This is a genomic window from Wolbachia endosymbiont of Nasonia oneida (assembly GCF_009012935.1).
In the GTDB taxonomy this organism is placed as follows: domain Bacteria; phylum Pseudomonadota; class Alphaproteobacteria; order Rickettsiales; family Anaplasmataceae; genus Wolbachia; species Wolbachia pipientis.
In genome coordinates this window covers 140,122-163,947 of sequence record NZ_QESS01000002.1, presented here as the reverse complement: position 1 = coordinate 163,947, position 23,826 = coordinate 140,122, and the positions used below count along the sequence as shown (strand labels likewise).

General features: G+C 35.3%; 14 protein-coding genes and 1 pseudogene. 9 read left to right on the top strand and 6 right to left on the bottom strand.

The annotated features are described in order from the left end of the window. The first annotated feature begins 140 nt into the window (after window positions 1-140). The gene (locus DEF52_RS01710; protein WP_151807682.1) at window positions 141-1,415 is read left to right on the top strand and encodes a metallophosphoesterase; all 1,275 of its coding nucleotides are present in this window, start codon (window positions 141-143) and stop codon (window positions 1,413-1,415) included. 27 nt (window positions 1,416-1,442) lie between these two features. Here DEF52_RS01710 and dnaA read toward each other — a convergent pair whose 3' ends face one another. Then, entirely contained in the window at window positions 1,443-2,825 is a 1,383-nt protein-coding gene (gene dnaA, locus DEF52_RS01705; RefSeq protein ID WP_010962298.1) for a chromosomal replication initiator protein DnaA, read from the bottom strand. 326 nt (window positions 2,826-3,151) lie between these two features. On the opposite strand from dnaA, the gene DEF52_RS01700 reads away from it, so the two are divergent. Beyond that, on the top strand, window positions 3,152-3,889 hold the full coding sequence (locus tag DEF52_RS01700) for a type I glutamate--ammonia ligase (protein ID WP_151807681.1): 738 nt from the start codon (window positions 3,152-3,154) through the stop codon (window positions 3,887-3,889). A 3-nt stretch (window positions 3,890-3,892) separates the two neighbouring features. On the opposite strand, the gene DEF52_RS01695 is transcribed toward DEF52_RS01700, so the two are convergent. Next, window positions 3,893-4,633, bottom strand: a complete 741-nt coding sequence (locus DEF52_RS01695) for a hypothetical protein (RefSeq protein ID WP_151807680.1) — start codon at window positions 4,631-4,633, stop codon at window positions 3,893-3,895. Between the two features lie 175 nt (window positions 4,634-4,808). Here DEF52_RS01695 and DEF52_RS06800 point away from each other — a divergent pair. The 5 genes and pseudogenes from DEF52_RS06800 (at window position 4,809) to ubiA (ending at window position 13,136) form a co-directional block, all read left to right on the top strand. After that, window positions 4,809-7,882 (top strand): annotated as a pseudogene (locus DEF52_RS06800) (efflux RND transporter permease subunit). Window positions 7,883-7,970: 88 nt separating this feature from the next. After that, window positions 7,971-9,533, top strand: coding sequence for a transcription termination factor NusA (nusA, locus tag DEF52_RS01685; protein WP_151807679.1), 1,563 nt, complete (start codon window positions 7,971-7,973; stop codon window positions 9,531-9,533). Window positions 9,534-9,542: 9 nt separating this feature from the next. Beyond that, window positions 9,543-11,867 carry a translation initiation factor IF-2 gene (gene infB / locus DEF52_RS01680; protein WP_151807678.1) on the top strand — a complete coding sequence of 775 codons (2,325 nt, stop codon included), beginning with the start codon at window positions 9,543-9,545 and terminating at the stop codon, window positions 11,865-11,867. 9 nt (window positions 11,868-11,876) lie between these two features. Beyond that, window positions 11,877-12,275 carry a ribosome-binding factor A gene (locus DEF52_RS01675; RefSeq protein WP_015589509.1) on the top strand — a complete coding sequence of 133 codons (399 nt, stop codon included), beginning with the start codon at window positions 11,877-11,879 and terminating at the stop codon, window positions 12,273-12,275. A 3-nt stretch (window positions 12,276-12,278) separates the two neighbouring features. Then, entirely contained in the window at window positions 12,279-13,136 is an 858-nt protein-coding gene (gene ubiA, locus DEF52_RS01670; RefSeq protein ID WP_151807677.1) for a 4-hydroxybenzoate octaprenyltransferase, read from the top strand. Window positions 13,137-14,137: 1,001 nt separating this feature from the next. On the opposite strand, the gene DEF52_RS01660 is transcribed toward ubiA, so the two are convergent. Further along, window positions 14,138-15,616, bottom strand: coding sequence for a UbiD family decarboxylase (locus tag DEF52_RS01660; protein WP_151807676.1), 1,479 nt, complete (start codon window positions 15,614-15,616; stop codon window positions 14,138-14,140). A gap of 47 nt (window positions 15,617-15,663) precedes the next feature. Next, window positions 15,664-17,544 (bottom strand): DUF3857 domain-containing protein, encoded by a 1,881-nt coding sequence (locus DEF52_RS01655; RefSeq protein WP_151807675.1) that lies wholly within the window; start codon window positions 17,542-17,544, stop codon window positions 15,664-15,666. Between the two features lie 424 nt (window positions 17,545-17,968). Here DEF52_RS01655 and DEF52_RS01650 point away from each other — a divergent pair, with 424 nt between their 5' ends. Both DEF52_RS01650 and DEF52_RS01645 read left to right on the top strand, forming a co-directional pair. Further along, the gene (locus tag DEF52_RS01650) at window positions 17,969-18,727 is read left to right on the top strand and encodes a DsbA family protein (protein WP_151807674.1); all 759 of its coding nucleotides are present in this window, start codon (window positions 17,969-17,971) and stop codon (window positions 18,725-18,727) included. A gap of 191 nt (window positions 18,728-18,918) precedes the next feature. Continuing rightward, the gene (locus tag DEF52_RS01645) at window positions 18,919-19,515 is read left to right on the top strand and encodes a TIGR02217 family protein (protein WP_151807673.1); all 597 of its coding nucleotides are present in this window, start codon (window positions 18,919-18,921) and stop codon (window positions 19,513-19,515) included. Window positions 19,516-19,645: 130 nt separating this feature from the next. Here the strand turns inward: DEF52_RS01645 and DEF52_RS01640 are convergent, their stop codons facing one another. Then, window positions 19,646-20,434 carry a GTPase Era family protein gene (locus tag DEF52_RS01640; protein WP_151807672.1) on the bottom strand — a complete coding sequence of 263 codons (789 nt, stop codon included), beginning with the start codon at window positions 20,432-20,434 and terminating at the stop codon, window positions 19,646-19,648. 245 nt (window positions 20,435-20,679) lie between these two features. After that, a complete protein-coding gene (locus DEF52_RS01635; protein WP_151807671.1) occupies window positions 20,680-23,334 on the bottom strand; it encodes a 2-oxoglutarate dehydrogenase E1 component in 2,655 nt (884 codons plus the stop codon). Window positions 23,335-23,826 lie beyond the last annotated feature (492 nt).

Here is a 23,826-nt window from a genome sequence, read left to right as displayed (position 1 = left end):
AATTTTTCATCTAGAGTGTCAATCTGATACTAGAATAATTTAGAAATTGTTTGTATAATTTGATTATGAATTTTGTGATTATAAATTTTAATCATTTAAGATAACCTTACTACTAATTTTTAACTTAGGTTTTTATACAAATGAATATAGCTAATATCTTTATTTTTTTAGCTCTCTCTCTTATAACTAGCTTTCATTTCGTCCATGCACAAATATTATACACATGGTCTCAAGTTATCCCAGAAAATAAACTAAGCATACGCGCAATTACGGACAATGACATGTGTCCCATTGTTTATGTTGATGGCGAGGAAACAGAAATGCTGAATCGCAGCTCAATTAACAATGGTGGTCATAACGAAACAGTTTGTGAACTGACAGTACAAACAAGTGCCAAAAACATTAGTATTGAGGATCTACGGGTTCCTATATTACCAAAAAAGGTTAATAAAATTGCTTTCATTGGTGACACGGGCTGTAGAATAAATATGTTATTTCAGCAGGAATGTAATTCGGTAGATAGCTGGCCTTTAAAAAAAAATTTAGATTCAATCGCCCTTCATAAACCAGATTTAATTATCCATGTTGGTGATTATCATTATAGACAAACAAAATGTAGAAATACAAAAAAGTGTGGCGATATTTATGGATATAATAAAGAAGTTTGGTACGCTGATTGGTTTGAGCCTGCAAAGGATATTTTATCACAATCCCCTTTCCTTTTTGTTCGTGGAAACCATGAGAGTTGTGATAGAGCTTATGAAGGATGGTTCAGGTATCTAGATTCATACCCCTTTTCGTCTGAAAAATGTGGAAACTTCGTTTCTAGTTGGTCCTTAGATGCTGGACCGATGAAATTTTTTATCTTCGACTCTTCATCCGGTGAGGATATTTTTACAACCCAAAGCACAATTGATGCTTTTGAGAGGCAATTTGATAAATTGATACAAAATAGTTCTGACAAGCCCATGTGGTTTTTAACTCATAAACCGCTTTGGAGATCTCCAAAAAAAGAATTTTTGACATTAAAAAGCCATGGTAATCTTACACAAATCGAAGCTTTTGGAGATAAATTTCCAAGCAATGTTACTACCATAGTTTCTGGCCACATTCATATAGCCCAGATTTTATTAATGGATAATGTTCCAGACCAAATTATAGTTGGAAACGGTGGTGCATCATTACACGCTCAAGATCAAGAATCTGTTTATCAAAATGTAGAATTTGACTATTTAAATGGTAAAAACTACTTAGCACACGAGGTTAGAAACTTTTTTGGCTTTGGCTTTGCAATACTAAATTTAGATGATCACGAATTTACCTTCTATAATCAACACAATAAGGAAATGTATTCTGCGAAGCTAACAGAAGATTTTAAACTTAAACGGATTAAAACTATAGTCGATTCATTTTAGGATTTGTTATTAGCTATTTTAAAAACGCTACTTAAACATTTTTTTTAATCGATTGATTTCATCAGCAAATTTTGAGTCGGTCTTTATAAAATTTTCTACTTGTTTTACTGCATGTATAACAGTAGCATGGTCTCTGCCACCAAAGTTTCTCCCAATATCTGGTAGGCTTTTTTGCGTAAATTTTTTGGCAAAATACATAGCTATTTGTCTTGGCCTTGCAAGACTGCGAAGCCTTCTATTGGATTGCATATCTGCAACCTTTATATTGAAAAATTCAGCTACTTTCTTTTGTATTTCTTCTATTGTGACTGACCTATGATTTGACCTAAGAAGATCGATTAGGGTTTCACTAGCTGATTCTACCGTCATACTTCTTCCAATTAATGAGGTATGGGTAACCTTATTTAATGCTCCTTCTAATTCTCTTATATTAGATTTTATGTTCCTTGCTAAAAACTCTAGGACATCTTTCGGAACATACATATTCATCTGCTCCACTTTTGCCTGCAATATACCAAGCCTTAATTCAAAAGTTGTTTCATTAATATCTGCCACCAACCCCCAACCGAGTCGTGATTTTATTCTTTCTTCCACTCCATCAAGATCACTAGGAGACCTATCAGCTGATATAACCAATTGTTTATTTTGGTCTATCAATGCATTGAAAGTGTGAAAAAATTCTTCTTGTGTACTATCTTTACCACTGATAAATTGCACATCATCTACCATCAATACATCTACTGATCTAAATTGCTCTTTAAATAACATAATATCTTTGCTTCGCAGCGCTGTAATATATTGGTACATGAATTTCTCTGCTGATAAATACACCACTTTTCTTTTTGCTGATGGGGAATTGACTATGTGCCAAGCTATAGCATGCATTAGATGTGTTTTACCAAGTCCCACTCCACCATATAGAAACAAAGGATTGCTGCCTAATATTGGATCTATAGATTCCGCCACACGCTTTGCCGCCGTAAATGCTAATTCATTTGGCTTTCCCACTACAAAATTATCAAAGGTGAACCTTGGATCCAGCGGCGAACCAAGATTATGATTACTTTCCTCTCTGTTTTTTAGTATAACATTAAAATTTGAATTCCTCTCCTCAATTACTTGAATATCAATAGAACGTATACTTTTATCTTCGCTTTGCCATAATGATAATATTTTTTTCATGTAATGAACTGTAATCCACTCTTTTATAAACCTTGTTGACACGGATAAAAGAACTTCCCCATTTCTGCTACTGACAAATTTTAGTGAACTCAGCCAGCTATTATATGTTGCTTCTCCATAAAGATTATAAAGACAATTTTGGATTTTTTCCCAAGTAACATTGTGATCCGTTACTGTAATAATCTGATCAAAAAACATAGTAGAAACCTTAGGGCTAGTTAAGTTCATATACCACACCAAGAAAAAAGCAATAATTAGAAAAATATAAGATAATCAATAGCTTACTGCAAAATGAAAAGCTAATACTACTTAATACATACTAAAAATTATGGTGATTTTTTGATGGGTTGTAAAGGGTATAAAAACATTAAAATTGATCATTTTTATTTCAAAAAAATGAAAAATTTGTAAATGTCGCTTGTATCGAGGATTAGAAGCATGCTATTAAAAACAGTAATACATTATGTATAAATAAGATGTTAAATTTACTGGCAAATAAGTAAAGTATTCATATAAATATAGCTAACCTAATATAGATTTACTGAAGCAAATTTATGATTATATTAAGTAATTTGAGTTGTTATGCTGTATTCGGTATTGAACTAGAGTTTTACATTGAAGGAATAGAAAAAGAATACTTATTTCTGAATAGCATCAAAAATAAAATAGCATCTCTTGAATTTTCTTGCGAGAAGGAGAATTCTACACATCAGTATGAGATAAAAAGTGGTTGTTATACGAACTCCTACAATTTAATTAAGCATTTTGAGTTAGCAAAACAATCACTTACTGAAACAGCACAAAAACTAGGTGGGAATGTTTCTTTTAAAGCAAAGCCTTATTTGGATAGAGCAGGCAGTGCATTAAATGTGCATGTTAATCTCGTGAATTCAAATAACGGTAACTTATTTTATATCAATGAGCAAAAGTACAGTGACTATCTGATTCATAGTATTGGTGGATTATGTGCAATGATGAAAAAACATATGTTGTTTTTTGCTCCAAATGATGATTCATATTTAAGATTTCAGTATCCGGATATTCACACTCCAACTACGATTAGTTGGGGAGTAAATAACAGAACTGTTGCGATAAGAATTCCCTATTTTGGCAACGATTTCAAAAGATGCCGCCTAGAGCACCGCGTTCCCGGAGCAGATTGTGACCTTGAAAAAGTACTCACAGCAATAATTGAAGGTATGGTTTTTGGTATAGAGAACAAAATTGCTCCGCCAAATAGGGTCTACGGCATTGCATCTGATCCTCAATATGAGATGGAGAGGTTAATATAACAACTATCTATCAAATCCTAATCCGTTAAACCCCTTTTGGGTAATTGGCTGTTTTAGCATTTTTTTTACATCATTATCTACATTTTTGCACTGTAATAGCAAGTCTAAAGCAGATAGTTTCTGCGTGCTTTTAGATTCAAGCTCTAGATTGCTTAACACTTGCCCAGGAAGTGGATTACCAGGCACATCCATGTGCTCAGGAAGAGGTTTCATCTGATTCTTTATAGAGCTAGAGTTATTTTGTGTAAGAGTTTTATCATTTAGCATGCTAAGAATAATTTCCTCAGGCACTACCATAGTTTTTGTATAATCAACAGGATTACTATTTTCAGCATCTATAGTCACATGAATTGGTTCGCCAAACGCATTTATAGGACCACCAAGTGATCCTTTCTCCATGCGTTCTTGTGCTCTTTTCCTTATTATTTCTTCTTCTAACTCAGTTTCAGTTCTTTCTGGTTCTTTTGCGGTATCTTTTTCTTCACCTTCATCAACACTGCTATACCCTTCATCTTCTGAAACTTTCTCTCCTGAAACACCAGTAATTTCAGGCTGTTCTTTTTTAGTTCTTATTTTATGAATCAGCGAAAGTAATAAGTAAGTAACTGCAGCAGCAGAAACGATAATGGCTATCTTTGCGGCAATGTGGATTGCTGTTAAAAATATTAAAGCTGATAAAGCTCCAGCTAATCCAGACACAATAACTTTATTTTTGCCTTTTGTTATATTTAGAATTGCCACCATAATAACCTCTCAAATACTGTTCTAGAATTATTATACAGGAATTTTCTTATACTTGCAATTTTGCGAAAATTTTAATTATTTGCATAAAGTTTTAAAGCTACACAAGGATTAATTAATATGCAATGTATCTCGACTATAATATTGTACAAACACACATATTCAGCTAACATTCAACATGCAGAGCTTACTCATAGAGCGAAACAGGGCGGTGGTATTATTACTTATAGTAATTTTTATCTTCGGTTCATACGTTTATGTAAAAATGCCAAGGGAAAGCAATCCTGATATACAGATTCCTATAATCAGCGTGTTTGTTGGACTTCCTGGGATTTCTGCTCAAGATAGTGAAAAGCTATTAGTGCTTCCTATAGAAAATGAACTAAGATCCATCGAAGGTGTAAGAGAATTGAGAGCTTTTGCAACTAATGATGGTGCTCACATGATACTCGAATTTGGAACAGAGTATGATAATAAAGAAGTGCTCGATAATGTTCGTTCAAAGCTTTCAAACATAAAATCGAAGTTACCTGTTGAAGCGGAATCTCCGATAATCAATGAAATAAACTTGAGCTTATTTCCGATACTCAATGTCGGCTTAATTGGTAATTTGCCAGAAAGAGCCTTAACTGAAATAGCACGCAAGCTAAAGAAAGAAATAGAATCTCTGCCAAATGTTCTCAAAGTTGAAGTGGCAGGTATGCGTAAAGAAACAGTGGAAGTGATAGTTGAGCCCACAGTTCTAACAAAATATAACATTCAATCAAACGAAATATTCCAAGCTATATCAAGCAATAACAGACTAGTGGGAGCTGGGTCACTGGAAAATGATACCGGTAAATATTCGATTAAAATATCAGGGTTATTAAAAGATATAGAAGATATTATGAATATTCCTATTAGATCTCAAGGCGATGCAGTTTTGAGAATCAAAGATATAGCAAAAGTATACCCTAGGTTTGAGGATCACCAAGGATTTGCTCGCATTAATGGATTACCTAGTGTCGTGCTAGAAATTTCAAAACGTAACGGAAAAAACATAATAGACACAGTAAATCAAGTAAAATACTTAATGGATAAGGCAAAAGATCAATTACCTGAAAATTTAAAAGTGGTGTACTTAAACGACCAGTCAAAAAACGTCCGCGATGTGCTTGATGACTTGGAAAACGGCATAATATTTGCTGTGTTGTTAATATTGATCATAATGATGCTTTCTATGGGAACAAGGATTGCTATTCTTGTGGCACTCTCGATACCCGGTTCCTTTCTCATTGGGATAATAGCTCTTTACTTTATGGGTATAACCTTAAATATCGTTGTGCTCTTCAGTTTAATTATGGCTGTTGGCATGCTGGTTGATGATGCAATTGTGATCAGCGAATATGCCGATAGAAAGATGATCTGCGGAATGGACAAAGTAGAAGCTTTTTACACTTCAGTTCGTGATATGTTTTATCCGGTTCTATCATCAACGTTAACTAAATTAGCAGTGTTTTTTCCTCTATTATTCTGGCCTGATACTGTTGGTAAATTCATGCAGTACATACCAATTACAATAATTCTAACTTTGACTGGATCGCTCATTATGGCTTTGGTTTTTATACCAACACTTGGTGCAATATTTGGTAAGCCTTCGATAACTTCAAAAAAAGAAATAAAAAAAATGAGTGCTATAGAAAGTGGTGAAATAAAAAATGCTGGGCCTATAATAAGAGCTTACGTACGCATGCTAGAGAAGGTTTTGGATCATCCTAAAAATTCGTATGTGCTACTGTATTCGTTTTGTTTTCATTTAGTGTGCTGTACTTTACTTTTGCTCCTGGAGTAAAGTTTTTTCCGAAAGTGGATTCAGATAATATTTTAATCAGTGTTAAAGCAAAAGAAAGCTTATCAGCCAAAGAACGAGATCTGATACTCAAAGAAGTGGAAGAACGCATTTTGAGCATTGAAAAAGAAATTCATGTTTCTTATGCTAGATCAGGAGCATTTTCAGACAACGTTATCGCCAGAATACAACTAGAACTTATGGATTGGCGCTTCAGGCGCAAAGCTAAGCACATACTAAATGATATAAGGAGCAGTGTGCAAGACATGAAAGGAATAATAATTAATGTTCAAGAGGAAAAGCCAGGACCGTCGGCTGACAAGCCAATACAAATTAACCTCAGCGGGAGTGTATCCAGTTTGAATTTAGCAGCAGAGAAAATTCTAGAAATTATGAACCAACCTTCATCCGGGTTTATAAATATTCAAGATAGCAGATCAGCACCTGAAATAGAGTGGAATATGAGTGTTGATAAGAATAAGGCTACAAGCTCTGAAGTAAGTGTTGCAACCATTGGCGATTTTATAAAGATGGTTACAAATGGAGTGTTGATTGGAAAATATAGACCAAATAACACGGATGAAGAAATCGATATTGTACTCCGTTTCCCTGGAAAGGATCGCAACATGAAGACTATAGACAATCTTTTTATCAATACAGTTAATGGCCCGTATCCTATGAGCAATATAGTAAAATATGCTCCCGAAAAAAAGGTAAACAAACTAAACAGGATTGATGGATTACGCATAGTGACAATCTCTGCTGACGTTGATACTGGCTATCTTGTTGATGAAAGAGTAAAGTTCATTCAGAATTCTATTGCCCAGGATTGGGACAAGGGAGTAAAAATTGATTTTAAAGGCGACAAAGAAGATCAACAAAAATCAGGAGCATTTTTGTTAAAGGCTTTTATATTAGCGATTACACTAATGATATTGGTATTAGTGACACAGTTTAATAATGTATACCATACATTTATCGTAATGACAGCAGTGTTTTTATCCACAACATGTGTGTTTTTTGTTTTCTTTCTTATCCAACAAGTTTTCGTAGTTGTTATGTGTGGAGTGGGGATAATTGCTTTGGCGGGAATTATAGTGAATAATAACATACTATTACTTGATGCCTTTCATCACCAAATTAAGGTACACAAAAATGACATCAAGCGATGTGTAATAAACGCTGCAATTTCTCGCGTTAGGCCAATATTGCTTACCGTTGCAACCACAGTTCTTGGTTTAATACCGATGATTACCAGGTTAAATATCAATTTTTTTACGCTACAAATCACATATGATGCTCCATCAAGCCAGTGGTGGGTTGACATTTCAACAACCATAGCAAGTGGAATATTGGCTGCAACGGTTTTAACTTTATTCTTTACTCCTGCGTTGCTTGTTATACAAAGACATGAAAAAACTTGACTTAAATTAGCAATCATTTAACATTTAAGATAGTGTTCTTTGCCCGTTGGAGCTATAATTATAACTAATTACATTGGATTTATTTATTATGATTGCTAATCGTAAAAGCAGTGTTAAGCAGAAAAGTAACAAGAATAACATAGTTGGAAGCCTTGATGTAATAAAAACAGCAGGAGAGCTTTCACTTCAAAAAGGTTTAGATTTTGATGTTGTAATAAAGGCACTGGAAAGTGCTATAGAAGCAGTGGCTCATCAAAAATATGGTAGCAAAAGTAAAATTGTAGTTGATATAGATAGAAACACAGGCAAAGTTACTTCATATAGAAAACTAAAAGTTATTGATGATGAATCAAATGAAAAAGAGAATACTGAGTGTGAATCAATTACGCTTACACAAGCTAAATTAATAAAAGGAGATGCAAAAGTTGGAGATACTGTTAGTGAATTGCTCTCTCTTAACACTGATCTTGCTTCAGCAAGAATTGCCCAGCAAACGATTGCTCAAATAATTAAAGATGAAGAGTCAAAAAAGCAATATGAGGAATTTAAAGATAAAGTGGGAGAAATAAGGTATGGTATTGTTAAACAAGTAGAATATTCAGATCTTATTATAGACATAAATGGCACTAGGGCATATCTTCCATTGCGAAATTTAACTGGTGGTGAATCATTTCGTGAAGGTGATAAGGTTAAAGCTTACATACAGACTGTTAAGCGTTCTGATGATGGACGTCAAATTATTCTTTCTAGGACTCATGAAGGCTTTTTGGAGGCATTATTAAATCAAGAAATACCAGAAATTGCTGACGGATTAGTGACAATTAAAGGTATAGCTAGAGATGCTGGTTCAAGGTCTAAGGTTGCCGTTTTCTCTCCCGACAAGAACATTGATCCAGTAGGTGCTTGTGTTGGAGTTAAGGGAGATAGAATAAAAACTATTATACACGAATTAAATGGTGAAAAAATTGACGTTATAAATTACTCCTCAGATTTGGGTCAATTTGTTATCAAAGCCATTACTCCTGCAGAAGTATCGAAGGTTATTATTGATGAAAATGAAAATTGCATAGAGTTAATAGTTGCTGAAGATCAATTGAGTTTAGCTATAGGAAAAAAGGGCCAGAATGTAAGATTAGCTTCAGAGCTTGTTGGATGGAAAATTGAGATATTAAGCACTCAGCAAGAATCAGAAAGGCGAAGTAAAGAACTTAGTCAATGTTCAGCTTTATTTGCTGAAGCTTTAAACTTAGAAGAGATTATGGGTCAGCTATTGGTAACAGAAGGTTTTTCAAGTGTAGAAGACATATCTAGCGCTTCAATTAAAGAGCTTGCTTCAATAGAGGGCTTTAATGAAGATATTGCAAACGAACTTCACAATAGAGCAAATAAGTACCTGAAAGCAGAAAATGATAGAAAAATAGAAGAGCTAAAAAGTTTAGGTATGGAGGATGATGTAATCAATTTAACTTTATCAATAGACAATAAAATTGCTCTTAGTAAGCATGATATTAAGACTTTAGAGGACATAGCAGATTTATCAAGTTATGAGTTTTGCAGCATACTCTCTTCCTCATCCGATAGCAAAGAAGATCTAAAAGATACAGTAGATTCAATAATCATAGAAGCACGTAAAAAGCTTGGATTAATATAATAAAATAATATGAATAATGAAGATATCAGTGATAAAAAATTAACGCTCCAAGGTTTAAGCAAGCTTAAATTAGACCTCAATTTAAACTCTTCAGCTAGCCCAAGTACTGGAGCTACAGTAGTAAAAAAAAGAAGAAAAAAATCTCATGATGCAGAAGAACATAATTTATTTGACGAGAGTAAATTAGGTTCTTTAACAGAGAAAGAACAAATTTTTCGCATTAATGCTGTGCAGAATGCTGCTTTGCTGAAAGAAAGAAATCAGAGAGAAGAAAAAGAGAAAACAGCAAAAGAAGACAGCAATAAAGAGACTGACGAGAAAAATGAAGCGGACGCTTTATCTAAGGAAATAAATAAGCAAGTTTTAAGTAATACCCACTTAGTTGAACCAAAAGAAGATAGTATTGACCATGAGGACAACGATAAAAAGTCTTTTAAAGTCAACAAAGATATATATTCTAAGCATTCTAAACTGGTAATTGCACAGGCAATAGATGAAAAAACTGAACAACCCCCTGTATTTAAGCAAAGGTTTGGTATAAGAGGTAGAAAGTCAAAGTTTACTAAGGGTAAAAATATATCAAGAGAAGTTATTATACCAGACAAAATAACTATCAGGGAGTTATCTATTCGTATGGCAGAAGATAGCAAGAGTGTGCTAAAAATGTTCAAAGAAGAAGTTGGTGAGAGTTATAGAGTAGATGATCTGGTGGATCCAGATATAGCATGTGAAATAGTGAAAAAATTTAATCATACGGCCAAACGAGTGAGCGATGCCAACAAAGAAAAGGATTTATTTTTTATAGAAGGCAGAGAAAGCCTGCCTAAAAAACCTAAACCACCAATCGTCACTTTTATGGGCCACGTGGATCATGGTAAAACCTCATTGCTCGATGCATTTCGTGAATCTAATGTTGCAGAAAGAGAGTCAGGTGGCATAACTCAACACATAGGTGCTTATCAAATAACAACAAAAGATAAGCAAAAAATTACTTTCATTGATACACCAGGACATGAAGCGTTCACTGCGATGCGTGCATGTGGTGCCAATATTACTAATATAGTTGTAATAGTGGTTGCAGCTGACGATGGAATCATGAAACAAACAGTTGAAGCAATAAATCATGCAAAAGCAGCAAATGTTTCTATTATAGTTGCTATTAATAAAATTGATAAATCTGAGCCTGGTGATGTGGAGAAAGTAATGAGTAGCTTACCTCAATATGATCTCATTCCTGAAGAGCTTGGTGGTGATGTTATGATTGTGCCAGTATCAGCAAAAAAGAAAACTAATTTAGATAAACTAGAAGAGACGATTTTGTTAATCGCTGAATTAATGAAGCTAGAAGCAATAGAAGATTGTCGAGCACTTGGATGGGTAATAGAATCCAAAATAGATAAAGCGAAAGGAATATCAGCTACATTGATAGTTGAGGAAGGAACGTTAAAGGTTGGTGACATATTGGTAGTTGGTACAACATACAGTAAAGTACGTAGTATGGTTAATCACCTTGGTCAAAGAGAAAAAGCAGCACTACCCTCTGCTCCAATTGAAATTACTGGTCTAAATGGTGTACCAAATGCTGGAGATAAATTTGTTGTTGTAAATTCTGAAAAGCAGGCACGTGAAATTATTGAACATAGGTTAGAGTTAATCAAGAAAAAAGAAGAAAATTTAGATGAGGATGATTTAGATATATTCAGCCGTAATAACAGTGAAATAGAAGAACTATCTGTAGTTTTAAAGTGCGATGTAACTGGTTCTATTGAAGCAATATCAAGTTCAATTGATAAACTCGGTAAAGATCAAGTGAAATTAAATATCCTACACAAAGCAGTAGGAGGGATAACAGATTCAGATGTGCTGCTTGCAGAAGCATCAAGTGCAGTAATTTTAGCTTTTAATGTAAAAGTGGACTCAAAAATAAGGGACTTGGCAAAACAAAAAGGTATAGAAATACATACTTATAACATAATATACGAGCTCATTGACGACATGAGAATGTATTTAACTAAAATGTTAAAGCCTGTTACACGAGAGGTTCGTGTTGGTTCTGCATCTGTAAGGCAAATATTTAATGTATCTAAAGCTGGTAATATCATTGGATGTTATGTAAGTGATGGAGTCATAAAAAAAGATTCTTTAATTAAGGTAGTGCGCAATAGTAAATTGGTGCATGAAGGAAAGTTAAAAGCACTACGTAGATTTAAAGATGATGTTAAAGAAGTAGGTGTAAACTTTGAATGCGGAGTATCACTAGAGGGTAATGTCGATATTAAAGTTGGAGATATTTTGGAAGCTTATCAATTAGTGCAAGAAGAAAGGGTGTTATAGTAGCTGGATATGAAAAAGGAAATTAGAAACCTAAAGATAGCATCGGTATTGCATAGAGCAATATCAAGAATTCTAATGGAAGGTAAGGTGTTCAATAAAAATGTAGCGGTATCTGACGTAAAATTAAGTAAAGATTTGAAAAAAGCAGATGTATATATTGTGTTATCTTCATTGAATATTCAAGTAGCTGACTACTTAGATCCAGAAAAAAGACGCACTGGAGATCCTTCTGAGAATAATTGTGATCTTAACACCGTTGTTAATGAAATGAACCAATCTGCATGGTCAATACGTAAATCTATACTGTGTTATGTTGATTTGCGATTTATACCTGAACTAGTTTTCAAGCCTGATTTAGCGTTCGATAATTTTGTTAATGTAAGCAAAATATTACATAATCACACTTAATTAATGCATTTCAATCGTTACTTTTCATTAATGAGGTTGCACAGTTTAACAGGTTTGTGGCTTGTGCTATTTCCCAGTTTGAGCGGTATTCTTTTAGCCTCAACTTCTCTATCGTATCAGGTTCTTTTTCTCCTTGTTTTGTTTACTATAGGTGCATTTTTAATGAGACCTGCAGGGTGCATAATCAATGACATTTTCGATAGAGAAATAGATGCGCACGTTGAACGAACAAAATATAGGCCACTTGCAAGTGGTGCATTAAACATAAAGCAGGCTTTAGCTTTACTTTCACTGTTACTGTCTATTGCCCTGGTAATCTTATTATTAACTAATAAAACTACACTCATACTTGGAATAATCTCAATGTGTATGATAGCTACTTACCCTTTATTAAAGCGGTATGTTTGGTGGCCACAATTGTTCTTAGGGTTTACCTTCAATATGGGATCGCTCATGGGCTCAGCAGCAATAACAAACCAGATCAGTATAGAATCCTTGCTGTTTTATATAGGATGCGTCTTTTGGACACTTAGCTATGACACCATATACGCCCATCAAGATAAAAAAGATGATGAAAAACTCGGGATGAAATCTACCGCATTATATTTTGGTGATACAACAAAATCTTGGTTGAAAAGATTTTATTTAATATCTCTTATGACGTGGCTATATGCTGGTATCTTATCATCATTAAATAACATCTTTTATATTGCTCTATTTGCCGTAGGGTTCATATTTCACCGCCAACACAAAAATTTCAATCCTGACGATCCCAGTCAATGCATGTCCATATTTAAAAATAACTCCTACGTAGGGTTGCTGCTCTTTTTCGGCATTCTTTTAGATAGAATTATCACCTAGGTCTCAAGAGTTTCGGCTCTAATGAAATCAATAAACTCAGGTACTCGCAGAAACGAAAATTGCTTGACACCCTTCGCCAGCCCTCTTATCATGAAACTGAAGCTATTGTATTTGCTTTCGCCAATCTGCAGATTAAAAGGTAAGGATTACTTAATGTATCGGCGTCTTATGTTCAATTTTTTGCAGTATATAGATACTGTATGTCTTTACAAAACTTCATCTACATCTAGATTTTTATCTAAATAAGCTGAACGCGCTTATAAAGCGTTACAAGACATCAAAAAATGCCAATACTCGACAGAGATAGTAAAGGACTAGCTAATTCGGGGATTCTTTGTCTTTTTTTCTGCTTGGTAAATTTCTTAAACATTTGCAGCGTAAGTTAGTTGCAATTAAAAGCATCTGAATTTCGCTTGTCAAGCGTTTAAAACATAAAAAACGCCAATATTTTAAAGCGGATAATAACCCCAGGGCTTCTTTTGCCTTTTTTTTCGTTTGGTAAATTTCTTAATATTTATAGCTAAACAACAACCGTCATCCCGCTACGTGTTAGCGGCTAAGAGATACCGCGGCGGTATGACGGTTTGCGGCGGCATGACCTCGTCATTCCCCTACGTGTTAGCAGGATCTAGAGATACCGTGACGGTATGACGGTTCGCGCGGTGGCATGACCTCGTCATCCCGCTACGTGTTAGCGGGATCTATGCTTTGAGATACCGCGAATGAATCGCGGTATAACGGTGTAGATGATGGTTAAGTAATTCGTCATCCCGCTGCTTGTTAGCGGGATCTAGAGATACCGCGAATGAATCGCGGTATGACGGTTCGCGGCAGGATGACGATAAGCTCGTCATCCCACTACTTGTTAGCGGCTAAGAGATACCGCGGCGGTATAGCTATAGGATGACAAAAAAAGGGCACTGTGACACACAATTATCAGTTAATGCCAATCGCAGCATTATAAAAAACGCCAAACTTTTTTCTGCTTTTATGCAAGAAGTCTAGTCCATATATTCCTCCCACTTCTCCGCGACTTTTCTTACTATTTCCTCACTCATCTCAATTTTCTTTCCCCACTCTCGTTTGGTTTCAGGCGGGATTTTATTTGTCGCATCAAATCCCATTTTACCTCCAAGTCCACTTTCAGGGGAAGCAAAGTCTAAATAATCAATAGGTGCATTTTCTATCATGATTGTATCACGCACAGGGTCCATCCTTGTTGACATTGCCCACATCACTTCCTTCCAATCACGTATATTTATATCATCATCAACAACGATAATAAACTTCGTGTATAAAAACTGCTTTAGAAAAGAAAGTATGCCCATAACAATTCTTTTTGCCTGCCCTGGATAGGATTTTTTTATCGACACTACCGCTATTCTATATGAGCAACCTTCCGGCGGCAGATAAAAGTCCACTATCTCTGGAAATTGATTAATAAGAATGGGCACAAAAATTTCATTGAGTGCTTCACCAAGAATCGATGGTTCATCAGGTGGCTTGCCGGTGAAAGTGCTGAGATAAATTGGATTTTTACGCATAGTAATTGCAGTAATATTAAATTCAGGAAATTGCTCAACAGAATTATAGTAGCCGGTGTGATCTCCGTATGGCCCTTCGTCTTGATATCTATCCAAACTCACATAGCCTTCCAGAACGATTTCCGCGTGAGCTGGCACTTGAAGTGGAATAGTCTTACAATTTACCAGCTCAAGCGGCTTCTTTCGCAGTAGTCCAGCAAATTGGTATTCTGACAATGTTTCTGGCACTGGAGTTACCGCAGCAATAATCGTTGCAGGATCACTACCGATCACAGCAGCAGCAGGAAATTTCATATTTCTGCCTTCTTCCTTCCAACGCTTATGGTGAGTTGCGCCACCCCTGTGTGCAAGCCAACGCATTAGTGTTGTTTTTTTATCTATAACCTGCATACGATATATTCCAAGATTAAAATTATCTTGCTTTTCTTTCGTGGGTCCTTTCGTTACCACAATTGGCCAGGTGATAAGTGGTGCAGGTTCATTTGGCCAGCATGTTTGAATGGGCAGTAGACTTAGGTCCACTTCATCTCCGGTTAGCACTACCTCTTGACATGGAGCCTTGCTCACTATTTTACTTCGCATCGATAACACAACTTTCAACAAAGGAAACATTTTTATAGCATCCTTAAAGTTTTTTGGCGGCTCAGGTGATTGCAAAAATGCTAAAAGTTTACCAAGATCTCTTAGCTCACCAGGATTTATGTTCAGTCCCAAGGCAATTCTTTCAATAGTACCGAATAAATTCACTAAAACTGGAATCGAATTTTTGCCGTTTTCTGTGACAACATTTTCAAAGATGATAGCTGGTCCTTTGTTTGACAAAACTCTGCGGTGAATTTCTGTCATTTCAAGAACTGTTGAAACTTCCTCCTTAATCCTAATCAGATCTTTTTTTTCTTCTAAGGCTTTGATGAAGTCGCGTAAGTTGTTGTACATATTTTAAAGATTTTAAGTCTTTTAAGAAGTGTTTTTCCCAGCACAACCTATTCACTTATTATTATAGAGGCTCTAGAAAAATTATTCTCCAGCTCGCTTTTTAAGTTTTTATATTCAGTAGTGTTTAACTCTTCATTGGTAATAAAGCTTTTCTGTATAGCTACTATATCATTTAATTCTGTGCTGCCATTTTGATGTTTACATGACCTATTTACATATAACCATGGAGAATTTATTTCAAAATTCAATTCTGCACAGTTTTTAATCGCAATGTCTTTTATTACCGTATGCGTTTCACGAGTATGAGGAGTACCTATAAAAATGTCTGACACTTGGTCAGAAACTGTATTTACGACACCATTAAGCAAATTATTTTCTAAAGTTAAAACAAGTCCTAGGTTCGTCCTAAAAACTTTATTTTTTTGTTGTAATTCATACTTAATTGTAAGATCCTCTACATTACGCGAAGTAAGATCAGGCAATTCTAAGAATTTCTTTTCTTTTTCATTAAGATATACCCCACTAATTATATAAAAAACAGAATCTCTTAACTGCTCGTTTGAGTAATATAATCCAGCACTTGCTAAGCTCATAGCTGACTCCCCTTGCATAGTAAGCTGACCACGTTCGTTTACAACATTATCTTGTATAGTTAATTCACTATGGGATATAATTTTTGAATTTTCAGCTTGTACAGCAGGAATTTTTGTGTAGCTAACTTCTTTAGAATCCAATACTAAAGCAACTTTGTCAGCAACATCTGGAAAAATACCTTGTGCCATACTAACCTTATTAGTCGGATCAATCCAATATATTTTTCCACCTTTATTTGTTACTCTGAGCATCGTATGATTAAAATTACCCAGATTAGGTAATGCTTCGGAATTAGGAATGCTAGTAATTCCTCTCATAACTAGAGTAGGTTGAACTCTGTAACCAAGTTTTTGTAAAATAGCAGCCGTACTAACAGAAAAATCCTTACAATCTCCAGTTTGATAATCAGCAATTTTCTCTAAATCTCTTGGAAAAAATCGTCCTGACACTGTACGCCAATCTCCCGTGTATTGAATTTTCTCATTCAACAAAGAAGTAACAACGTTAATTTTCTCTTCATCAGTACTCTCATTGGCAGCAGATTCTGCTATGGCCGTAAAAATTGTAGGAAGTGGCTGAGTAATGACGTTATAATATCCAGGAGCTAATTTTTTTGCTAAATCCTCCCATTTAGATAGGCTTGACAGTGATACCCAAGTATTGTGCTTAAAATTCAATATTCCATTATGTGGCTCATTTATCAAACCTTCATAAATTGCCTTTTTTAAAGTAATGCTTATAGAATGTACACCATTCTTTTTCTCCTCAGCGATCTTTAATACGTTTCTTGGATCATTCACTCTAATCTCTAGAGGCACCTCAGAATTGATTTTAGTATTCTCTGCTTGAAAATACCGCCCATAATAAGAAAAGTGCAAACCATAAAAATTATCAATAGGAACTTTTTTATGAATTTGTTTATATTTTAGATATACTTCTGCACCAATTGTCATTTTAGGAAATGATATGGTTACTTGCCTTAGCTGATCGAAACCTTGAGGACTAGCCAACGCCTTGTCCTCTATCATGTTTTTAGCGACTACGTATTCCCTCCCATTGTAAGCTGTTTTAGCTTCTAAAATAGTGAGGTCTGCACTATCACCATTATAAATAAGACTGTATGGGGAGAATGCACTACGCCCAGATTCCTTGAGTACTTTTGCTTGGAGTTCTGATTCTAATTCATAAGTACCATCCCCATTAATATTAATGGTACTATTAGAAATTTTGATCTCAATGGGAGCATCTTCATACTTAGTCCACCTTGCTTCAACTGGAGGAGTTATAAAAAACACTAACAATGTTAAGTTAAAAAGAGTTTTTAAAAATTTCATTATGACACTCATATAGAATATTTAAAATTATCGGCATATTGACTGAAAAATTGTTTTATTACACCCACACGACGCGACCATACACTGCAATAAACTCAGCAAATGGGAAAAAGAGAAGCTTACTTCCTAGAATGGCTATTTCCTTTTTTTTACCAATATTTATCGCCGCGTTTGTTAGCATTATACATGGCAGTTATAAGATAATCAACTACCAAAATGTTTCACCACCCTCATCACCAAGTTTTCTGATGAACTTTGTGGTAATGTGCTTGAGTTTTATTGTGTAAAGTTTGCATTTGAGGCAAAACTGGTTATAAAATACACTTGATACAAATGTTTTTATATATTAACATTAGATGCTTCTTTTAATATACAGATAAATGTGTACTAAAAGTTTTATGTTGTAGGTTTTTAAATAAATTGTATGTCTAGAATATCATTTTTATTAATTTTAATAATAGCAATAGCAAGCTTGCCGATAATAAACAATTGGCTTTCAAATCGCAGCCAAATGCTAAACGATGATTATATAGGTGAGAAATTAGATAATTATATAAGCAGAAATTTTGATAAGATCGTAAAAACTCTCAAAGAGGAGTCGATTAAAAGTAGTTACGCTGCTCGAGATAATGTAACCAAAAGTAAAATTTCACAATACAAGGATCAAATATTTGACCTTACTTATCCTTACTCCGGAAATGAAAATAGTAGTGTTATAGTTGCAGGCTTCCTTGACTATTCTTGTGGATATTGCAAAGCTATGAAGAATGATATAAAGCAGTTAATTAACGACGGTAAAATTAAGTATATCTTTAGGGATGCTCCAATACTTGGTCATGACTCTTTAAGGGCAGCAAAAAGCGCTTTAGCTGTTTACTTTATTGATAAAGAAAAATATTTCGACTTTCACTATTCTGCTTTAAGTCACAAAGGAGGATTTTCAGACGAAAGCATATTGGATATAGTGAAAAGCATAGGGATTGATGAGGACGATTTTAATGATTCCATAAAAGATAACGCGGACAAAATTGAGCAAATGATAAACAACAGTAGGCTTCTAGTAAGAGATTTGGGAGTAGGTGGTACACCTTTTTTAATAATTGGAGATAGCCTGTTTGTAGGAGCAACTGATTTGAATGTATTACGCAAAAAAGTAGATGAATTAAGTCACAAGCAAGGCTAGTTACAGTTTGCCATAAAATTTTATTTTTTGTGCTTGACAACTCAAATGAACCTGAGTATAGTAACTGTGGGTGTGACAGCAGTTTAACTCAGTGGTCTCACCCACTTTCCATAGCGTCATTTGCTATGTAAAACGCTTTCAAATTACAACATTTTCTTCAACTAAACTATTTTACTTTCACAGGAAGACATATGTCATTCACAGAAATTAGATTTCCAGAAAATATATCTTATGGTTCCACTGGAGGACCGGAATTTTCTACTGACGTTGTAACAACTCACAATGGTTGTGAACAGCGCAACATCAATTGGTCTCATGCACGCACTAGATACAACATAGCTTACGGGGTCAGATCAAACGAGCAGCTACTAGAACTAATAACATTTTTTCATGCACGAAAAGGTAAAGCAATAGGGTTTCGTTTTAAGGATTGGTCGGATTTTATAGCCATCAACCAAGAGATTGGTATAGGAGATAACAAAAAAACGACTTTTCAGCTAATCAAAACTTATGTAAGTGGGGAAGATAAGCATATACGTATGATCAAAAAGCCAGTACATGGGACAGTAAAGATTTATTTAAATGGTAAAGAAGAGAGTGAATATTCAGTAAATTATTCAACGGGAGAAATAACATTCATGAAACCGCCAGTAAAAGATGCGATAATCACTGCGAGCTTCGAATTTGATGTGCCCGTACGCTTTGATACAGATTACTTAAACGCTTCTATTGATGACTATGGAAGCAATAGCTGGAATAACATTCCACTAATAGAGGTGAAATTTTAGCTGTAAGCGAGCATAGATCTACATCATAGTAGGGCTACTAGTCACCATCAATTGAAAAAATTAAGCACCACTGAGGCTCTATACCTAAATGAGCCTCAGTATATGCAATTATTTTAAACTTTATCACCAGCTATATACTACAATGTTGCTGAGCTTTGCTAACATTTACACTTGAAGCTTGGGGAGATTCTAACTCAGTGCTTTTTTCTTCCTGCAAAATAGAAAGCTTCAACAATTCCTTTAGAGTTGATTTTGCAAGTGTTGTATCATCTTTGTTTAAGATGTAGTCTAGCATGTTGTTTTTCTGTAAGCGATTAACAAAATATCTATCTTCCTCATTAAGAACCTCTATCTTGTTAATACAAGATAATACTAAATCCGAATTCTTTGTTGCTAAAATTCCATTCAAAAAGATATCTAATTTTGTTTTGTCTTCAGTTAAGTCTTCAGCTAACCTATTTCTGATATTCTCATTGTCAAACACAATGTACTCGAGGTACGAGGAAGGCTCAATAAGTATAAAGTCCTCTAAAGGCACTAGTTCTGGATAGGTGCCAGCGTAATCAAGTATGCCACACTCAGTAATACACCCTCCTTTTCTTATAACACAGCAATTGAGACGACCATGATACATTGATAACAAAGAAAAAAGACGTATTATACTTGTACCTCTATCTTTCATTTCCTCGAAAAGCTTCCTATCATTTATTAATTTGTGCAAAATGTAATCCATAGCAGGACCTGGTTTGCGGAAATGAAACATATTATTCTCTTCAAAAATGGCCTCAGCTAATTCGATAGATTCTTTATCCTCATCTACAAAAGCTTTTTCATTTCTATTTAACTGTATGATCTCAGCTTTGCTATCTCTGCGTAGACCAGTTCTCCTTATTAACATCTCAAATATTTTTGTATTCATATATATCCTATATTAGTTAAAGTAAATATTAATAATGTTTACTTTTTAAATAAAAATAAATGAAAATTTTAATAAAAATTATATTTTTTTTAATAGAATAAAAATCTTTTATATTTGCTTGAGTACCAAAAGGGCTTTATTGGTGTAATGCGTTTTCTATTGCGCCTGGCCGCAGCGCGTGATGCAACCGGATTCAAGTGTCAGCTACTTTTATAGCACCACTTCTGCTTCAATAACTGTAAATACTAAGCGATCTGTCTTAAAATCTCCTCTTGTTGCTGAGCATGTACACTAGCATAACCACATGCAGGAGATGCAGCAGCAAGTCTTGCAATGCACTTAGGTCTTTTTGCTTGGATATCGAGATTGGACAACACTTCTTCTATCAATGGGTTGACAAAAAACCATCCTCCCATATTTTTTGGTTCTTCTTGACACCATATAATTTCAGCGTTTTTGTACTTTTCAAGTTCATTACTTAGTTTATCTGCAGGAAAAGGATAGAATTGTTCTAAACGTATCACTGCTATATCGTTTATTTTTTGTGCTTCACATACTTCAATTATGTCGTAGTAAACTTTACCGCTGCATATTACAACTTTTCGTACTTTATCACTTGAAACTAAACCTTTTCTACATTCTGGAATCACCGTGAGGAATTTTCCTTCAAAATCGGATAAGTTAGAAACTGCTCTTTTATGACGCAGTAGCGATTTAGGTGTAAACACTACCAAAGGCTTACGAAAGTCTCTATGCATTTGTCTGCGTAAGACATGGAAGTAATTCGCCGGAGTGGAACAATTAACTACCTGCATATTATCCTCTGCGCAGAGTTGCAAAAATCTCTCTATACGTGCGGAGCTATGCTCAGGTCCCTGTCCTTCATAACCATGAGGCAGCAATAAAACTAGACCGCTTGATCGCAACCACTTTGTTTCTGCAGATGCGATAAACTGGTCGATCATAATTTGTGCACCATTTGCAAAATCACCAAATTGTCCTTCCCAGAGCACCAGTGAATACGGGGAATCAAGGCTATATCCATATTCAAAGCCCATTACAGCATACTCAGATAGTGCGCTATCTATGACCTCAAAGTGAGCTTGCTTTTCATTTATATTGTTTAGCGGAATAAACGCTTCTTCTGTTACCTGATCAACAAGCCTTGAATGACGGTGCGAAAAAGTGCCACGACCAGAGTCTTGGCCTGATAAGCGCACTCCTATTCCTTCTGTGAGCAGTGACGCAAATGCAAGACTTTCGGCAGTTGCCCAGTCTATATTGCTACCAGAATTTATGCTGTCTATTCTGCCATCGAGTATTTTTCTAACCTTATTGTTAATGTTAAAGCTACTTGGGATGTTGCTATTTATATGCACACCTAATTTTTTCAACTCATCTGGCGGAACACCAGAATCTGTATAGTATTCACTCAAATCGTTCAACTTTGCTCTTCTTAATTTTGACCACACTCCATAAAACCAGTCAGCTTTTTTTGGAGTATAAGCCGCTGATTCAGCAAGACTTTTATCCAATCTTGCCCTGAATTCACTGCGTAATTTATTTACTTCATCGCCATCTAATACTTTCTCTGCGATCAACTTCTCTTCATACAGTGTTCCAGGAGTTTTATGCTTTGATATTACCTTGTACATAAGTGGCTGAGTGAAATTCGGTTCATCACCTTCATTATGGCCATATTTGCGGTAGCACATTATGTCAATTACTACGTCCTTTTTAAATTTCTGCCTATATTCCATCGCCAAATTCGCAACAAAACTCACAGCTTCAGGGTTATCTCCATTAACGTGAAACACTGGGGCTTCTATTGATTTTGCTATGTCAGTGCAATAAAAAGAGGATCGTGCGCAGCTTGGGCTTGCAGTAAAACCAACTTGGTTATTAATGACAATGTGCACGATGCCATCCACCCTATAGCCTTCAATATTGCTTAAGGTTAGAGTTTCAGCAACCACTCCTTGACCGATGAAAGCCGCATCACCATGAATTGATATGCCAAGCACAGATCTTATATTCTGTTTTGCTCTTATTCTTCCAGCCAAAACCGGATTTACCGCTTCAAGGTGAGATGGATTAGGGCATAAACTTAAATGTATTTTTTTGCCACCTGAAAGTGCTCGATCAGAAGAGTAACCAAGGTGATATTTAACATCACCGGACACCTCAAGACCACTTGGGTATGCAAGGTTGCCTTGAAATTCAGACAGCATTGCTGCATATTCTTTGCCCATAACTTTGGTTAGAACATTGAGTCGTCCGCGATGAGCCATACCAAGAACTACTTCTTCAATACCATAACCAGCGGAATCACTAATAATTTTTTCAATTGCAACAATAGCTGATTCTCCACCCTCAATAGAGAAGCGTTTATATCCAGGAAATTTCATATGGAGAAATTGTTCGAACATTTCAGATTCAATTAAGTGCCTCAGTATTTCCTTTTTATCTTGTGAACTCAGCGTATAGGTTTGATTTTCAATTTTTTCTTGCAGCCACATTCTCTCTTCATAAGAGGAGATATGCATAAATTCAAAGCCGATATTCTTGCAGTAAATATCTCTATAGATTTCAGCGTCACGTGCTGGGGATAAATTTGAATATTTTTGATAATCTATTTCTTGATTTTCATTTGGTGATAGCGGGTTAAGGTCTGCAAAAAAATGACCGTAGGACCTAAAGAAATTTGCCAAATCGAAAGCCGAATCATCCGCCTTAGTTGCACGCTGTGCACCGCAGGGCTCCGTTTTATTAACTTCTAAATTGCTTGAAAAAATTCTATACCAATCTTCCCCGATCGATTTATCGCCCTGCAGATAACGGCTATACATTTCTTCCACAAATTCTGCATTATCACCATAAAGGCAGCTTAAACTCGACATAATCACTATAAAAAGTATCAAATACTTATAAGTATAACTTAAGTTTTTTAAAAAAGAACTTTTTTAGTTTCTATACGTCATACCGCCGCGGTATCTCTTAACATAGATCCCGCTAACACGTAGCGGGATGACGATTGTCAGGGTGTCATTCCAGCGCGTGACGCTGGAATCCAGTTTTTATTTGCAGCCTACTTGACTCGAAGCTAAGTTTTCTGGATCCAAATAGTCAAGGCACTGGGATGACAAAAAAAGGAGCACTGGAATGACAAAGCTATAGGTTGCAAGCGAGACGTCATACCGCCGCGGCGCTAACAAGAGATCCCGCTAACACGTAGCGGGATGACGGTTGTCGTTTAGCTATAAACATTAAGAAATTTACTAAGCGAAAAAAAAGGCAAAAGAAGCCCCGTGGTTGGCTAATTACTTACATTATACTTTCAAGTATGGCGTTTTTTTATTCTAAACGCTTAATAACCGCGATTTAGCTGCTTT

What these genes read in the sequence shown, in the direction of transcription:
- DEF52_RS01655 (WP_151807675.1), bottom strand. Translation starts at nt 17,544, where the DNA reads ATGAAATTTTTAAAAACTCTTTTTAACTTAACATTGTTAGTGTTTTTT.
- DEF52_RS01645 (WP_151807673.1), top strand. Translation starts at nt 18,919, where the DNA reads ATGTCATTCACAGAAATTAGATTTCCAGAAAATATATCTTATGGTTCC.
- DEF52_RS01635 (WP_151807671.1), bottom strand. Translation starts at nt 23,334, where the DNA reads ATGTCGAGTTTAAGCTGCCTTTATGGTGATAATGCAGAATTTGTGGAA.
- DEF52_RS01700 (WP_151807681.1), top strand. Translation starts at nt 3,152, where the DNA reads ATGATTATATTAAGTAATTTGAGTTGTTATGCTGTATTCGGTATTGAA.
- DEF52_RS01650 (WP_151807674.1), top strand. Translation starts at nt 17,969, where the DNA reads ATGTCTAGAATATCATTTTTATTAATTTTAATAATAGCAATAGCAAGC.
- DEF52_RS01710 (WP_151807682.1), top strand. Translation starts at nt 141, where the DNA reads ATGAATATAGCTAATATCTTTATTTTTTTAGCTCTCTCTCTTATAACT.
- ubiA (WP_151807677.1), top strand. Translation starts at nt 12,279, where the DNA reads ATGCATTTCAATCGTTACTTTTCATTAATGAGGTTGCACAGTTTAACA.
- DEF52_RS01640 (WP_151807672.1), bottom strand. Translation starts at nt 20,434, where the DNA reads ATGAATACAAAAATATTTGAGATGTTAATAAGGAGAACTGGTCTACGC.
- DEF52_RS01695 (WP_151807680.1), bottom strand. Translation starts at nt 4,633, where the DNA reads ATGGTGGCAATTCTAAATATAACAAAAGGCAAAAATAAAGTTATTGTG.
- DEF52_RS01660 (WP_151807676.1), bottom strand. Translation starts at nt 15,616, where the DNA reads ATGTACAACAACTTACGCGACTTCATCAAAGCCTTAGAAGAAAAAAAA.
- nusA (WP_151807679.1), top strand. Translation starts at nt 7,971, where the DNA reads ATGATTGCTAATCGTAAAAGCAGTGTTAAGCAGAAAAGTAACAAGAAT.
- dnaA (WP_010962298.1), bottom strand. Translation starts at nt 2,825, where the DNA reads ATGAACTTAACTAGCCCTAAGGTTTCTACTATGTTTTTTGATCAGATT.
- infB (WP_151807678.1), top strand. Translation starts at nt 9,543, where the DNA reads ATGAATAATGAAGATATCAGTGATAAAAAATTAACGCTCCAAGGTTTA.
- DEF52_RS01675 (WP_015589509.1), top strand. Translation starts at nt 11,877, where the DNA reads ATGAAAAAGGAAATTAGAAACCTAAAGATAGCATCGGTATTGCATAGA.